The 15,162-nt window shown below is 68.9% G+C and carries 11 protein-coding genes; 4 read left to right on the top strand and 7 right to left on the bottom strand.

Going from position 1 to position 15,162, the window contains the following annotated elements; all coding sequences use genetic code 11:
- Positions 1 to 2: 2 nt before the first annotated feature.
- Positions 3 to 1,715 (bottom strand): maltose alpha-D-glucosyltransferase, encoded by a 1,713-nt coding sequence (treS, locus tag H4W81_RS28815; protein ID WP_225958836.1) that lies wholly within the window; start codon positions 1,713 to 1,715, stop codon positions 3 to 5.
- A 21-nt stretch (positions 1,716 to 1,736) separates the two neighbouring features.
- Complete coding sequence (locus H4W81_RS28810; RefSeq protein WP_192777691.1) at positions 1,737 to 3,893, bottom strand: alpha-1,4-glucan--maltose-1-phosphate maltosyltransferase; 2,157 nt, start codon at positions 3,891 to 3,893, stop codon at positions 1,737 to 1,739.
- A 218-nt stretch (positions 3,894 to 4,111) separates the two neighbouring features.
- Between H4W81_RS28810 and glgP the strand changes: the two genes are divergently transcribed.
- Positions 4,112 to 6,694: an alpha-glucan family phosphorylase gene (gene glgP, locus H4W81_RS28805; RefSeq protein WP_192777690.1), complete on the top strand. Its 2,583-nt coding sequence runs from the start codon at positions 4,112 to 4,114 to the stop codon at positions 6,692 to 6,694.
- 190 nt (positions 6,695 to 6,884) lie between these two features.
- Positions 6,885 to 7,760 carry a MurR/RpiR family transcriptional regulator gene (locus H4W81_RS28800; RefSeq protein ID WP_192777689.1) on the top strand — a complete coding sequence of 292 codons (876 nt, stop codon included), beginning with the start codon at positions 6,885 to 6,887 and terminating at the stop codon, positions 7,758 to 7,760.
- A 43-nt stretch (positions 7,761 to 7,803) separates the two neighbouring features.
- Here H4W81_RS28800 and H4W81_RS28795 read toward each other — a convergent pair whose 3' ends face one another.
- Positions 7,804 to 9,717, bottom strand: a complete 1,914-nt coding sequence (locus H4W81_RS28795) for an N-acetylmuramoyl-L-alanine amidase (RefSeq protein WP_192777688.1) — start codon at positions 9,715 to 9,717, stop codon at positions 7,804 to 7,806.
- 126 nt (positions 9,718 to 9,843) lie between these two features.
- The gene (locus tag H4W81_RS28790) at positions 9,844 to 10,278 is read right to left on the bottom strand and encodes a VOC family protein (protein ID WP_192777687.1); all 435 of its coding nucleotides are present in this window, start codon (positions 10,276 to 10,278) and stop codon (positions 9,844 to 9,846) included.
- An 89-nt stretch (positions 10,279 to 10,367) separates the two neighbouring features.
- On the opposite strand from H4W81_RS28790, the gene H4W81_RS28785 reads away from it, so the two are divergent.
- A complete protein-coding gene (locus H4W81_RS28785) occupies positions 10,368 to 10,973 on the top strand; it encodes a response regulator transcription factor (protein ID WP_192777686.1) in 606 nt (201 codons plus the stop codon).
- On the opposite strand, the gene H4W81_RS47685 is transcribed toward H4W81_RS28785, so the two are convergent.
- A complete protein-coding gene (locus H4W81_RS47685; RefSeq protein WP_225958835.1) occupies positions 10,899 to 12,782 on the bottom strand; it encodes a sensor histidine kinase in 1,884 nt (627 codons plus the stop codon). The genes H4W81_RS28785 and H4W81_RS47685 overlap by 75 nt on opposite strands.
- Positions 12,783 to 12,864: 82 nt before the next feature.
- On the opposite strand from H4W81_RS47685, the gene H4W81_RS28775 reads away from it, so the two are divergent.
- Positions 12,865 to 13,638 carry an enoyl-CoA hydratase/isomerase family protein gene (locus H4W81_RS28775; protein WP_192777685.1) on the top strand — a complete coding sequence of 258 codons (774 nt, stop codon included), beginning with the start codon at positions 12,865 to 12,867 and terminating at the stop codon, positions 13,636 to 13,638.
- A 45-nt stretch (positions 13,639 to 13,683) separates the two neighbouring features.
- On the opposite strand, the gene H4W81_RS50145 is transcribed toward H4W81_RS28775, so the two are convergent.
- Together H4W81_RS50145 and H4W81_RS28770 are read right to left on the bottom strand one after the other, a co-directional pair.
- Entirely contained in the window at positions 13,684 to 13,968 is a 285-nt protein-coding gene (locus H4W81_RS50145) for a DUF3800 domain-containing protein (RefSeq protein ID WP_358519306.1), read from the bottom strand.
- A gap of 474 nt (positions 13,969 to 14,442) precedes the next feature.
- Positions 14,443 to 14,973, bottom strand: coding sequence for a GNAT family N-acetyltransferase (locus H4W81_RS28770; RefSeq protein ID WP_192777684.1), 531 nt, complete (start codon positions 14,971 to 14,973; stop codon positions 14,443 to 14,445).
- Positions 14,974 to 15,162: the final 189 nt, after the last annotated feature.

Genomic DNA, 15,162 nt, shown 5'->3' with positions numbered 1-15,162 from the left:
GCCTACTCCTCCTGTGGCACGGCGGGTGGAAGGGTGAACCAGTAGAAACCATGCCCAGGGAGCGTCAAAAGATACGGAAGCTCGCCAATCGGTGGAAATGGAACTCCACCCATCGTCTCCACGGGCGACACGCCGACGAACCGCCTCAGGTCCAGTTCCACGGGCTGTGGGAACCGCGAGAGGTTGTTGACGCATAGCATGCGATCATCGCCCAGCTCGCGGACGAATGCCAGCACGCTGGGGTTGGACGAGTTGAGTTCGATGAAGTCGCCGAGGCCGAAGACCGGGTGGCGCTTGCGAATCTCGATCATCCGCTTGGTCCAGTGAAGCAGAGATCCGGCGTTCTTCTGCTGCGCCTCGACGTTGATCGCCTGGTACCCGTAGATCGGGTCCATGATGATCGGCAGGTAGAGGCGGCCCGGGTCGCAGTCGGAGAACCCGGCGTTGCGGTCGGGCGTCCACTGCATGGGCGTGCGCACGCCGTCGCGGTCGCCGAGCCAGATGTTGTCGCCCATGCCGATCTCGTCGCCGTAGTAGAGCACGGGCGAGCCGGGCAGCGACAGCAGTAGCGCGGTGAACAGCTCGATCTGGTTGCGGTCGTTCTCCAGCAGCGGCGCCAGGCGGCGGCGGATGCCGACGTTGGCCCGCATGCGGGGGTCCTTGGCGTACTCGGAGTACATGTAGTCGCGCTCTTCGTCGGTGACCATCTCGAGCGTCAGCTCGTCGTGGTTCCTGAGGAAGATGCCCCACTGGCAGTGCTCGGGGATCTTGGGCGTCTGGGCCAGGATCTCGGAGATCGGGTAGCGGGACTCCCTGCGCACGGCCATGAAGATGCGCGGCATGAGCGGGAAGTGGAAGGCCATGTGGCACTCGTCGCCCCCACCCACGGGGTCGCCGAAGTACTCGACCACGTCGCTCGGCCACTGGTTGGCCTCGGCCAGCAGCACCCTGTCGGGGAAGAGGCGGTCGACCTCGGTCCTGACCCGCTTGAGGTAGGCGTGGGTCCTGGGCAGGTTCTCGCAGTTGGTGCCGTCCTCCTCGAACAGGTAGGGGATGGCGTCCATGCGGAACCCGTCGATGCCGAGGTCGAGCCAGAACCTCAGCACCTCGAGCATGGCCTCCTGCACCGCCGGGTTCTCGTAGTTGAGATCGGGCTGGTGGTGGAAGAAGCGGTGCCAGTAGTACTGACCCCTGACCGGGTCGTAGGTCCAGTTGGACGTCTCGGTGTCGATGAAGATGATCCTGGCGTCCTTGTACTTCTCGTCGCTGTCCGACCAGACGTAGAAGTCGCCGAACGGTCCCTCCGGGTCGTGGCGTGAGGCCTGGAACCAGGGGTGGGCGTCACTGGTGTGGTTCATGACCAGGTCGGCGATCACCCGCATGCCGCGCTTGTGCGCCTCGTCGACGAGCTTGACGAAGTCGCCGAGGTCACCGAAGTCCGGAAGGATCTTCATGAAGTCGGCGATGTCGTAGCCGCCGTCACGCAGCGGCGACTCGTACAGCGGCAGCAGCCACAGGCAGTCGACGCCGAGCCACTGCAGGTAGTCGAGCCTGCTGATGAGCCCCTTGATGTCGCCGGTGCCGTCGCCGTTGGAGTCGGCGAAGCCCCTGATGAGCACCTCGTAGAAGACCGCCCGCTTGTACCAGTAGGGATCGCGGGGTTTGTCCTCGTCAAAGGTGTTCGGGATGGCAGCGGAGTTCACGATGTCGGACAAATGGACTCCCCGATCGCTGTGTTACCGATGAGCCGCTCGCACGGTGAAGACGTGCGCCGGGTGAATGTGTGGGTCGAGACGCACGTAGTTGCTCTGCCGCCACCGGTACGACTCGCCAGACACCTCGTCGTCGACGACGAACTCGGCATTCCAGTCGAGACCGAGGGCGGGCAGGTCGAGATCGACCGTGGCCTCATGAGTATTGTGCGGATCCAGGTTGACAACCGCCAGGACCACGTCGCCGAGGCCGTGCCGTCGTGTGGCCGTGTCGTAGGCGCCAGGGAGCCGCTTGGAGAAGCAGACCAGGTCCGGGTGGTCGACCCTGTGGAATCTCAGATTACGCAATTCCTGGAGGGCCGGGTGAGCTCTTCGGAACAAATTGAGATGGGTGATGAAGGGGGCGAGAGTGCGGCCCTCCCGCTCCGCGGCGACCCAGTCCCTCGGCCGGTACTGGTACTTCTCGCTGTCGAGATACTCCTCGCTGCCGGGCCGTACGGCGACGTTCTCGGCGAGTTCGTAGCCGGAGTAGACCCCCCACGTGGGGGAGGTGAGCGCCGCGAGGACCGCACGGATCTTGAAGGCGGGGACCCCGCCGTGCTGAAGATATTCGTGCAGGATGTCGGGCGTGTTGACGAAGAGATTCGGCCGCAGAAAGTGCGACGTCTCGTGCGATAGCTCCGAAAAATACGTCTCTACGTCATATTTGGAGTTCTTCCAGGTGAAGTACGTATATGACTGGTGATATCCGATCTTCGCCAGTGTCTGCAGCATCGCGGGCCTGGTGAACGCCTCGGCGAGGAAGATCACGTCCGGGTCGGTCGAGCGGATGTCGGCCAGCAGACGCTCCCAGAAGCCGACCGGCTTGGTGTGCGGGTTGTCCACCCTGAAGATCCGCACGCCGTGGTCCATCCAGTGCCTGACGACCCGCTTGACCTCGGCGTAGATGCCCTCCGGGTCCTTGTCGAAGTTGAGCGGGTAGATGTCCTGGTACTTCTTCGGCGGGTTCTCCGCGTAGGCGATGCTCCCGTCGGCGCGGATGGTGAACCACTCGGGGTGCTCCTTGACCCACGGATGGTCGGGGGAGCACTGCAGCGCGAAGTCGAGCGCCACCTCCATGCCCAGTTCCCTGGTCCTGCCCACGAAGTCGTCGAAGTCGCCGATCGTCCCGAGGTCGGGGTGGACGGCATCGTGGCCGCCGTCCTCCGAGCCGATCGCCCACGGCGAGCCGGGATCGTCGGGGCCAGGGGTGAGGGTGTTGTTGCGGCCCTTGCGGAAGGTGGTGCCGATCGGATGGATCGGCGGCAGGTAGACCACGTCGAAGCCCATGCGCGCGATGGCGGGCAGCCGCTTGGCGGCGGTCTGGAAGTTCCCCGACTTGGACACGCCTGCGCCGTCGACGATCGCCCCCTCCGACCTGGGGAAGAACTCGTACCACGAGCCGAACAGGGCCCTGCGGCGCTCCACCCTGATCTTCTGCTGCTTGCTCCTGGTCAGCAGGTCGCGCAGCGGATGCGCCTCCAGCAGCGCCGTGGTCTCGGGCAGCTGGGCGATCGACAGCCGGGCCCGCGGGTCGACGCCGTCGTCGCGCAGCGTGGCCGCCACCGCCAGCAGCGCCGCCCGGTGCCCGCACGTCTCGGCAGACTTGAGCTCGGCGCCCGCCTTGAGCGCGCTCGCCTTCACCGTGTCGGTGTTGAGCCGGCCGTTCTTCGCCTGGCCGGTCTTGAGCGTGCCGTTGCCGTTGCGCGTGGTGCCGTTGCCCGCGTGCGGGGCGGGGCAGTCGGCCGCCCTGACGCCGCGGGCCGCCCGCTCGAACAGCCTGGCGCCCTCCTCGCACATCAGCTCGACGTCCATGCCGCGCGGGATCTTGATCTCCGCGTCGTGCAGCCAGGTTCCGATCGGGTCGCCCCACGCCTCGACCCTGAACAGCCAGTCGCCCTCGTCGGGCAGGCACACGGAGACCGCCCACCGGTCGGTGCCCTTGCCCTGCTCCCGCATGTGTTTCAGATGGCCACGGCGTCCGTCGGGAGAGGAGAGCACCACGCCGGCGGCGACCGCGTCGTGTCCCTCCCTGAACACGGTCGCCGCGATCTCGAAGGTCTCACCGGCGACCGCCTTGGCGGGCCACTGCCCGCAGTCGACGACGGGGTAGATGTTCGTGATGGGAATTCGACCGATCATCGCGTCCTGTTCTCATGGGTCGAGTGGCGTCTGGTGGCAATGACGATCCTCGCACCTTCACGCGTGAAACAGCTGGCGCCGTCCCGGGACGGTGCGTCAGGGCTCAATGTGGGGAGTGCCCTAATAGTCCCTCTTGATGCCTCTTCATGGAAGGGTTGTGAAACGGAAGTGATCCACTCCCGCTTGCTCACCGCTCGTCACCCCCTAGGGTCGAATTCGTGAGAGCTATCCGCAGGTTTACCGTCCGCACCGTCCTGCCCACGGAGCTGGCCGCCCTCGGCGAGCTTGTGCACAACCTCCGATGGTCCTGGCATCCTGAGACCACGGACCTGTTCGCCGAGGTCGATCCGGCCGTCTGGGAGCGAGTCGGGCACGATCCCGTCGCGTTGCTGGGCGCCGTCGCCCCCGCCAGGTTGCGCGAGCTGGCCACCGACCGACGCTTCCTACGCCGTCTCGCCGACGCCGCCGACGATCTGCGCGAGTACATGACCGCGCCGCGCTGGTACCAGACCCTGCCCGACGCCGCGGGCGCGATCGCCTACTTCTCGCCCGAGTACGGCATCGCCGCGGCCCTGCCGCAATACTCCGGCGGCCTCGGCATCCTCGCAGGTGACCACCTCAAGGCGGCCAGCGATCTCGGCGTGCCGATCCTGGCGGTCGGACTCCTCTATCGCCACGGCTACTTCACCCAGTCGCTGTCGCCAGAGGGCTGGCAGCTGGAGCACTATCCCAGCCTCGATCCGGGCGGCCTGCCGCTCAGCCTGCTGAAGGACGAGGAGGGCACCGCCGTCCACATCAGGATCAGCCTGCCCAACCATCGCGCGCTGCACGCGCAGGTGTGGGTGGCGCAGGTCGGCAGGGTGCCGCTGCTGCTGCTCGACTCCGACGTGTCCGACAACGACACCGCCGCCCGCGACGTCACCGACCGCCTGTACGGCGGCGGCACCGACCACAGACTCATGCAGGAGCTGCTGCTCGGTGTCGGCGGCGTCCGGGCGATCCGCGCCTACTGCCAGATCACCGGACACGCCGAGCCCGAGGTCTTCCACACCAACGAGGGCCACGCCGGCTTCCTCGGCCTGGAGCGCATCCGCGAGCTCACCGAGGCGCGGCTGTCCTTCGACGAGGCGATCGAGGCGGTCCGCGCGGGCACGGTCTTCACCACCCACACGCCGGTGCCCGCGGGCATCGACCGCTTCCCGGCCGACATGATCGAGCGCCAGTTCGGCGGCGACAACGCGTGGCCGACCGTCCCCGTCGAGCGCATCCTGGAGCTCGGCGCCGAGCGGGAGCCCGGGCGCTTCAACATGGCCATCATGGGCATGCGCCTGGCCCAGCGCGTCAACGGCGTCTCCGAGCTGCACGGCGAGGTCAGCAGAGGGATGTTCCAGGAGCTGTGGCCCGGCTTCGACCTCCAGGAAGTGCCCATCGGCTCGATCACCAACGGCGTCCACGCGCCCACCTGGGTCGGCCGCGAGATCATGGAGCTGGCCGGCCGCGAGCTGCCCGAGCTGATCGAGAAGGGCCAGGGCTGGGAGGGCGTGCAGAAGATCCCCGACCGCGACATCTGGGCCATCCGCGGCCGCCTGCGCGCGCGCCTGGTGGAGGCGGCGAGAGTACGGCTGCGCCGCTCGTGGCGCGATCGCGGGGCCTCCGACGCCGAGCTCACCTGGGTCGACGACGCCCTCGACCCCGACGTGCTGACGATCGGCTTCGCCCGCAGGGTGCCGTCCTACAAGCGGCTCACGCTGATGCTGCGCGACCCCGTACGGCTGCGCGAGCTCCTGCTGTCTCCCGACAAGCCCGTGCAGATCCTCATCGCGGGCAAGGCGCACCCCGCCGACGAGGGCGGCAAGAAGCTCATCCAGCAGATCGTCAGGTTCGCCGACTCCGAGGACGTGCGGCACCGCATCGTCTTCCTGCCCGACTACGACATGGCCCTCGGCCAGCTGCTCGTCCAGGGCTGCGACGTCTGGCTGAACAACCCGCTGCGCCCGCTGGAGGCGTCGGGCACCTCGGGCATGAAGTCGGCGCTGAACGGCGGGCTCAACCTGTCGATCCGCGACGGCTGGTGGGACGAGTGGTACGACGGCACCAACGGCTGGGCCATCCCGACCGCCGACGGCGTCGCCGACGCCGACCGGCGCGACGAGCTGGAGGCGGCCGCGCTCTACGACCTCATCGAGCACGAGGTCTCCGACCGCTTCTACGACAGGGCACCCGACGGGCTGCCCAGGCGGTGGCTGGAGATGGTCAGGCACACGCTGACCTCGCTCGGGCCCAAGGTGCTCGCGGGCCGGATGCTGCGCGACTACGTCGTGGGCCTCTACCTGCCCGCCGCCGCCTCGGCCAGGGCGCTGTCGGTCGACTCCTACGCTCCCGCGAAGGCGTTCGCCGCCTGGCGGGTGCGCGTCGCCAAGGCGTGGCCCGGCGTGCGGGTGGAGCACGTGGAGGCGTCGGGCGTCGGCGACACGCCGGAGGTGGGCGCCGCCCTCGACCTGCGCGCGACGATCGCGCTGGGCGAGCTGGAGGCCCAGGACCTGCTGGTCCAGGCGGCCTACGGCAAGGTCGGCCCGCACGACGAGCTGCTGAACCCCCGCCATCTCGCCATGACGCTGGAGGGGACGACCGACGACGGGAAGGCCCACTACGTGGGCAAGGTGCCGCTCGACAGCACCGGGGCGTTCGGCTACACGGTGCGGGCGGTGCCCAGCCATCCGCTGATGGCCGCGCCCGCCGAGCTCGGCCTGCTCGCCCTGCCGGAGGAGCCCGCGGGCATGACCAACGGCACCCTCCGCTGACGCGCGGGGCCCCGGCGCCACGGCTCCGGGGCCGGGCCTGGGGTTCCCCGGCGGGGGAACCCCAGGGCTCGGCCTCGGGTTCTTCTGCCGGGAACCCTGGGGTCGACCTCGGGACCACACGGAGATGCCGGTTTCGGGTCATGACGTCCCGCGGCGGTCTTTCCGCCCGTCCAGGCCCCATAATCGGTATGTGGAAGACACCATCAGCGGTCTGCGGGCCGACACACTCGTGGCCACCGTCCGCGGTGTCCTCCCGTCGCTCACTCCCGCCGCGCAGACCGTGGCGCGCCTCATCCTCGAAGATCCGGCCACCGTCGCGCGCAGCACGATCACCGAGCTGTCGGCCGCCTCGGGCACCAGCGAGGCGACGATCGTCCGCACCGCGCGCCTGCTCGGCTTCGCCGGATATCCGCAGCTCAGGCTGGCGCTGGCGGCCGCGGCCGCGCAGCCGGACCGGCTGGTGCCCGGCGACCTCGCCCCCGACGACCCGTTGTCGGAGGTCATCCTCAAGGTCTCCCGCGCCGAGTCCGAGGCCATCAACGACACCGTCGCCCAGCTCACCTCCGAGCGGCTGGGCCTGGTCGTGGACGCCATCGTCGGCGCCCGCAGGATCGACTCCTACGGCGTGGGCGCCTCTGGCCTGGTGGCCGAGGACGTGGCGCAGAAGCTCATGCGCATCGGCCTGTCGAGTCACGCCTTCCAGGACGCGCACCTGGCCCTCACCAGCGCGGTGCTGCTGAAGCCCGGTGACGTCGCGATCGGCATCAGCACCTCGGGTGAGACGCCCGACGTCCTGGAGCCGCTGCGGCTGGCGGGGGAGGCGGGGGCGACCACGGTGGCCATCACCAACAACCCGCGCTCCTCCCTCGCCGAACTGGCCGAGCACGTGCTGATCTCCGCTGGAAGGGAGACCGAGTTCCGTCCCGGCGCGCTGGCCAGCCGCATCAGCCAGTTGCTCGTCGTCGACTGCGTCTTCGTGGGGGTGGCCCAGCGGACCTTCGACTCCTCACAGGAGGCGCTGCAGAGCACCCGCCGCGCCGTCGCCGAGTTCACCCGCAAACGCTGAAAGGACCCCGCCCGCGAGGGCGAGGTCCCCGTCGATCAGGCGCTTACTGGAACGTCACCTGCACGTCGTCGGCCTTGACGAACATCACCCGGTGACCGAACTGGATCTGCAAGTACTTCGTCTTGCCGCGCACGACGGTGTGCGGGGCGGGGTCGAAGGTCACCGCCCGGTAGTACTCGGTCGCCGCGGGCCCTGACAGCGTGTACTTCTCCCCTTCGGAGAAGGTGTACTGCAGCGGCGTCACGGCCTGGTACGGGATGCCCGTGGGGTAGGCCTCCCGCTCCGGGTACGCCCTGCCGTACACCGGGACCGTCTTCAGCCCAGGACGGGGGGTCACGACGAGACCCATGGACGGCACCGCGGTCGGCTTGTCCGCGGGGTTGTGGAACCACGCCTTCTGGCCGAGGTACCAGATCGCGGTCCAGTCGCCGTCGCGGTCGGCCACGGCGAAGCGCTGCCCGGTGGTGGCGCGGGCGCTGTGGTCATAGACGCTGTACAGCGAGTCGCCCGTCGGGTGCTTGCCGATGTCCTTGATCAGCGGCGCGTCGGGGCGCGGTTCGGTGCGCAGCCACACCGTCGAGGCGGGCAGCGGCGGGCACGCGGCCGAGGGGTTCTTGCGGTCACAGCCGTAGAAGTACGGCTTGTTCGTCGCGAAGTCCGGCTTGATCATGACCGAGCCCGACTTCGGCCCGCCGAACTGGTGCAGCGGCGCGCCCATGAGCTCGAAGTAGTGCGCCCAGTCCCAGAACGGGCCGGGGTCCTCGTGCATGCCCCTGACCGTGGTCGGCAGCGTGCCCGGCACGTTGTCGTGGCCGATGATGTGCGCCCGGTCGAGCGGCACGCCGTGGCGCATGGCCAGGTAGCGCACGAGCTTGGCCGACGTGCGGTACATCGCCTCGGTGTACCAGGTGCTGCCCTCGGCCAGGAAGCCCTCGTGCTCGATGCCGATGGACTTGGCGTTGATGTACCAGTTGCCGGCCTGCCAGCCGACGTCCTTGGTCTTGATCTGCTGGGCGATGTGCCCGTCGCTGGACCTTACCGAGTAGTGCCAGCTGCCGGGCCACTTCGGGTCCTGGTTCAGCCGCACGGACGGCGCCCAGTAGCCCTCCATGTCGTGGATGACGATGTAGTCGATCTTCTGGTTGTTCGGCCGGTCGGACAGGTCGTAGTGGCCGTAGTTGTTGTTCGGCAGCTGCGCGTATGCGGCCGGGATCCACTCGCAGGAGATCGACCGCGGGCACTCCACGCCGTCGCGGCGGGGCAGCGAGAGGCCGAGCTTGTCCAGCCACGCCTCGACCTTGTCGAGGTCGGGCACCGGCTTGAGGGTGACCAGCTGGCCGTCGTCGGTGGTGCGCGTCATGCCCGAGGCGATCACCGAGAAGACCTCGTCGGCGAAGAACTTCGCGGCCTCGTGCTCGGTGGCGCCCGAGTAGGCCGCGACCGCGCCGTACCACTGGGCGGGATCGTCGCTGAGCGGCGCGCCGAGCCGCTTCTGATGGTCGGCCAGCAGGGCCGCGCCGCCGCGGATGTTGGCCGCGGGGTCGGTCTTCAGCGTCTCGTGCGACTCGCCGGTCAGCGCCGCCGCCTTCTCCATCGTCCTGAGCGAGGCGGGGATCTCCTCCGGCGGCACCGGCGCCTCGGTCGGCAGCTCCAGCGGGCGCGTCTCGTCGCCGCGCGGGTCCTCCTCGCCCTCGGCGTGGTGGTTGGAGCCGGTGAAGGCGGCCGCGTCGGTCAGGTGCATCGGCCCGAACCCGGCGTCGTTGCTGGGCTGGCCCGCGTGGGAGTCCCACCTCGACCCCAGGTAGGAGACCCCGAGCAGCACGCTCTCGGGCACCTGGTAGGTCTCGGCCGCCTTCGCGAACGCCTGCTGCCTGTCATCGGGCGCCGCCTCGGCGTGTGCGACCGCGGTGGGTATCAGCAGCGGTAAAAAGCACGCGACCGCCAACGCTCTGCGCATGGGTGACTCCTTGACTGGGGGGTCGTTCAGGAGTCAGCGTCTCAACATTTTCCTTCCTCTAGAAGAGGAATGAGAAGGATTTTTTCAGGACTTCACCGGGAAGGCCGAAGCCTCCCCGGTGGCCGGTCAGCCGTTGGCGGCCGCTTCGAGCTCCTTGATGTTGATCTTCGACATCTTGAGCATCGCCTGCATGGCACGCTCGGCCCTGGCCGGGTCGGGGTCGCTGAGCAGCTTGGGGAGCTGCTTGGGGATGATCTGCCAGGAGAGTCCGTACTTGTCCTTGAGCCAGCCGCACTGGCTCTCTTCACCGCCGTCGACGAGCTTGGCCCACAGCTCGTCGACCTCCTCCTGGTTCTCGCAGTCGACATAGAGGGAGATCGCCTCGTTGAACGTGAACTGCGGCCCGCCGTTGAGCGCGATGAAGCGCTGCCCGTCGAGCTCGAACGTCACGATCATGGGCGTGACCTCGACGACGCGCGAGTTCGGGAAGATGGAGACGTAGTGGTTGGCCGCCTCCTCCGCCTGGTTGTCGAACCAGAGGTACGTGGTGATCTTCTGCATGATGTGCTCCTCTCTCTGCTCGCTATAGTCGCAACCCGGCGACATCCCCAGTAGTGCCTCGTTCACCAACACCGTGTGAAGGATTCACCGTGATCCGAGTTCTGATCGCGGAGGATGTTCGCATCCTGCGCGAGACGCTGGCCGCCGTGCTCGGGCTGGAGGACGACCTCGAGGTGGTGGCCGCCGTGGAACGGGGCGACCAGATCGTGCCCGCCGCGCTGGAGTGCCGTCCTGACGTGGCCGTCCTCGACATCGAACTGCCCGAGCTGGACGGCCTGAGCGCCGCCGCGCAGCTGACCGAGCGCCTGCCGGAGTGCCGGGTCGTCGTGCTCACCGGCTTCGCCAGGCCGGGCTACCTGCGGCGCGCGATGGCCTCGGGGGTGAGCGGCTTCCTGCTCAAGCACTCCCCGCCGGGCGATCTCATCCAGGCGATCAGGAAGGTGATCGCGGGGGAGCAGGTCGTCGACCCACAGCTGGCCATGGCCGCACTCCGCAAGGCCGACAACCCACTGGCCGCCCGCGAGGTCGACGTGCTCAGGCTGGCCGCCACGGGGGCGGAGGCCGACGAGATCGCGGTACGGCTCTCGCTCAGCAGGGGCACCGTCCGCAACTACCTGTCGTCAGCGGTCATGAAGCTCAACGCCAGGAACCGGGTCGACGCGATACGCATCGCCGCCGACGAGGGCTGGCTCTAGCGGCGCCGTCGCGGTGAGCGTGTGGGTGCCGTCCGCGCGTCCCACGCTCAGCCGCCCGCCCAGCGTGTTCAGGCGGTGGGTGAGGTTGCCGATGCCCGACCCCGGCTCGTGCTCGGGTACGGCGGCCGCCACGCCGTCATTCGTCAGGCTGAGCCGTACCTGCCTGTCGTCGGCCACGACCTCCAGCGCGCAGTGGCGGGCCGAGCTGTGCCTGAGCACGTTGGTCACGCCCTCGCGCAGCACCGCGGCCAGCGCCTCGTCCACCTCGGCGGGCAGCCGCTCCGCCGTGAAGGACCAGCTCACCTCGGCCCCCGTCGCCTCCAGCACCGCGCGGGCCGACTCGGCCTCGGCCGAAAGCGAGATCTCGGTGCGGCCCGAGGCCACCGAGTCGAGGTCGGCCAGCACCTGGCGGGCCGCCTCCAGGCCGTCGCCGAGCTGCCGCGCGGCCGCCGCCTCGTCGCGTTCGAGCAGGCGGAAGGCCAGCTCGGCCTTCAGCACCACCACCGACAGGCCGTAACCGAGCAGGTCGTGCAGGTCGCGGGCGAAGCGCAGCCGCTCGCGCGCCACCTGGACCCTGGCCAGCTCCGCCCGCGCCTCGCGCAGTTCGACCGTCAGTCTGGCCATCCACCACAGCGCGTAGACGATGATCGCCCGCTCGGTCACGTACACCAACCCGTAGAGCACGTCCAGGACGTTGCCCGCCAGGCCGGTCTGGGTCAGGTGGAAGACCGTGTCGCCCGCCAGCACCGCGCCCGCGGCGATCCACCGGATCGGCCCGCGCAGCAGCACGACGACGGCGCCGGGCAGCAGTGTGGCGACGTACCAGAGCTCCGCGCCGAGCACCGCCGTCGGCGCGTAGGTGAGCAGCACGAGCCCGGCCAGCGTCTTGCCCTCGTGCCGCCCGCCGGGCAGGCACGCGCGCAGGTACAGCGCCAGGAAGGCGAGCAGCGCCACGACGAAGACCACCAGCGGCGGGCCCGACAGGCCGACCTGGAAGGCGTGGCGAACCTCGTGCGGCACGATCATCAGCAGCAGCGTCGTGACCACCAGGACGTTCACGACCCTCGTGGTCAGGTCGCCCGCCACCACCGGCCTGGCCCCGGACCCGTCACGGTGGGCGTGCGAGACGGACCGCACGTCGGAGAGCGCCGCGCGCGCCGTCGCGAGGCTCGACTCCAGCTCATCCCGTGACAGGTCGGGCCGCTGGAGCGCCAGGATCACCTGCCGCAGGCTCGACCCCACCCGCTCGTTGAGCTGCTCGGCGAAGGTCAGCCGCTCGCGGGCCACCGCGGCGGCCGCCAGACTCGCCTGGGTGCCGCGCAGGTCGATGATCAGGTCGGTCAGACGCACCACGCCGTACAGCGCGACCCCGACGAAGGCGGCCTGCCCCACCACGAAGTAGAGCGCCTCGCTCACCGGCCGTACGGTGAGCCCGGACCAGAGCTGGGCGGCCAGCACCAGCGCGAACGCCGCCCACCGCGGCGCCGGGCTCCTGATCAGCAGCAGGACGGCCGCGGCCAGGAAGCCGGTGTTGCCGTACCAGGTGTTCGGGAACCACGCCAGGCCAGCCCCGGTCAGGACGGCCTGTACGGCCAGCGTCCACTGCCATCCGCGCGGCCGGTGCCCGTCGGCCCGCCGTACGCAGTTGCGCAGGTGCAGCCCGAGCAGGACGGCCAGCATCGTGAACGCCAGCGCCTTCACGGCCGGGGGGTCGTCGGAGTAGACGATGCCGATGAAGCCGCCGAAGGAGAACCCCGCGCTGGCCACCACCGCGACCAGCTGCGCCAGCTTCAACGCCTGAGCGTCCATCGCGTCCGCCTTCCCGTGTGGCCCCACATTCTCGCCGTTTCGGACCTCGGTTCTCGCCCTCTTGGCCGGATAAGGTCACCTCATGGGTGAGTTTGCACGCGTCGAGGTGTCCGACCAGATCGCCACGATCAGGCTCGATCGTCCGAAGATGAACGCCCTCAACGGGCAGGTCCAGCGCGAGATCGCCGAGTGCGCGCGGGCCGTGGACGCCGACCAGGGCGTTCACGCGGTCGTCGTGTACGGCGGGGAGCGGGTCTTCGCCGCGGGCGCCGACATCAAGGAAATGGCCGACATGTCCTACGCGGACATGGCCGCCCACTCCCGAACCCTTCAGGACTGCTTCACCGCGCTGGCCCGCGTCGGCAAGCCGGTCATCGCCGCGATCACCGGCTACGCGCTGGGCGGCGGCTGCGAGCTGGCCCTCTGCGCGGACTTCAGGGTGGCGGGCGAGAGCGCCAAGCTCGGGCAGCCGGAGATCCAGCTCGGCATCATCCCCGGAGCGGGCGGCACCCAGCGGCTGCCCCGCCTGATCGGCCCCGCCCGTGCCAAGGACCTCATCTTCAGCGGCCGTCACGTCACCGCCGAGGAGGCCCTTCGCCTCGGCCTGGTCGATCGGGTCGTGCCCGACACCGACGTCTACACCGAAGCCCTGGCCTGGGCCGCCACCTTCGTCGGCGGCCCCACGGTCGCGCTGCGCGCCGCCAAGCAGGCGATCGACCAGGGGCTCGAGGTGGACCTGGACACGGGGCTGGAGGTCGAGCGCCTGCAGTTCTCCGGCCTGTTCGCCACGGACGACGCCAAGATCGGCATGCACGCCTTCACGGAGAAGGCCAAACCCAAGTTCACCGGCCGCTAGGCCCAACAGCACCCTTCAACGGCATGGGGTCTCGCCTTCGCCCCCTCAACGGCATGGGCTTCGCCCGTGGCGCGCTTCGCGCGTTCGGGGCTCAGGCTCCCCTGTGTGGGGGAGCCCAGCTCCCCCACACCCCCTTGACGGGGGCCTGCCGGCCCCCGGACCCCCGGTCGCGGGCGGACAGTAGGCAGAGGCTGCCATGGGAAACACCAGGGTGGAGGCGAGAAGGTCGGCGATTTGGAGGCCAGCGTGATTGTCGCTGGCTGCGAACAGGGGCACCTCGCTAAGAGGGGCGAAGGGATCGCCCCCAGTCCTCCACTTTTGAGTAAAGATAGAATGTGCGACGCCAAGGTTGGTGTGATGGTCCCTGCCGTCGGCGATCAGGAGTCCCGGGGTGGCCGTTCGCGAAGCGGCCAGGAAAGTGTCTTCGTTTCAGGGCCAGAAAATCTCTCGTGAGCGCTGGAACGGACGCGCCGTTGATGATCAGGCCCAACAGCACCATGGCTGGTGTGGCTGTCATGTTCATGTCGGGGGATTCGCAGCCGCCGGACTCGTCGAGGTAACAGAGCTGCACGGAGGTCACGATAGCGCTAAGGCCGCCCACAGGGGCGGCCTTAGGATGTGGTGTTCGGGTCACCCCTAGGCACCAGTAGAAGATTTCTTATTCCAGGTAAGCACATCTGCGTGCCCGACAACAAACGGCTCTCGGTCTGCCTGGACAATCAACGGTATGTAACCGGGTTAATTCACCACAGATCTTGGCCTGAGCACGGCCGCCTCTGGTTGTCATGATGGGAGACCCGGGCCCTAGTCGGCTGCGTCGTTGGGTGGGGGGACGAAGCCGAGGCGATGGTTCATCGCGATCGCGGAGGCGTTGCGGGGGTGGTGGACGGTGGTGAGGCGTTCGTAACCGGATGACCTGACGAAGCGGATCGCCAGCAGTTTCAGCGCCAGTGACAGGCCCAGGCCGCGGTGCGGTGCGAGTACGCCGGTCATCTCGCTGAACGCGTGGCCCTTGCCCGGGTGGAGGGAGGTCGCGGACATGCCGATCCACGTTCCGTCGAGGAGTGCCAGCGCGACGCCCTCGGGAGTGAAGGCGGGCACGTCGATGCGTTGGGCGACGTATTCCTCATAGGTGTAGAACTCGCCCCTGTCGGGGATGTCGGCCGAGCAGGTTCTGTTGAGGTCGTAGAGGGCGCGCCGATGGGCGGGTGTGTCGCCGAGCTCGGCCATGGTCGTGAACGTGATCCCTGATTCCTGCGCTCGGTGGAGGTAGGGCTCGAAGGTCGCCTCGTCGAACGTGTCCACATGGAGCTCGAGGCGCACCCAATCGACCATGACCACGACCTTATCCGGGCGGCCGCCGCATGCTCTCTCGAGACCTGCCTGAGCTGCGGAGGCGGGGCCTTCTGGCGGGGCCACCGCATCGGGAGGCGCTGTGAGGTACCAGATTCGTAGGGGTCGGGGCGCCCTGGAGCGCGTCGCAGCGGGCTGGCCGGCCCCGACCCAACCTTTCACCCGCTCGTC

It is taken from the genome of Nonomuraea africana (genome assembly GCF_014873535.1).
GTDB classification, from domain to species: domain Bacteria; phylum Actinomycetota; class Actinomycetes; order Streptosporangiales; family Streptosporangiaceae; genus Nonomuraea; species Nonomuraea africana.
Note: the sequence above shows the minus strand (reverse complement) of the source record. Positions and strands in the feature narration are given on the sequence as shown.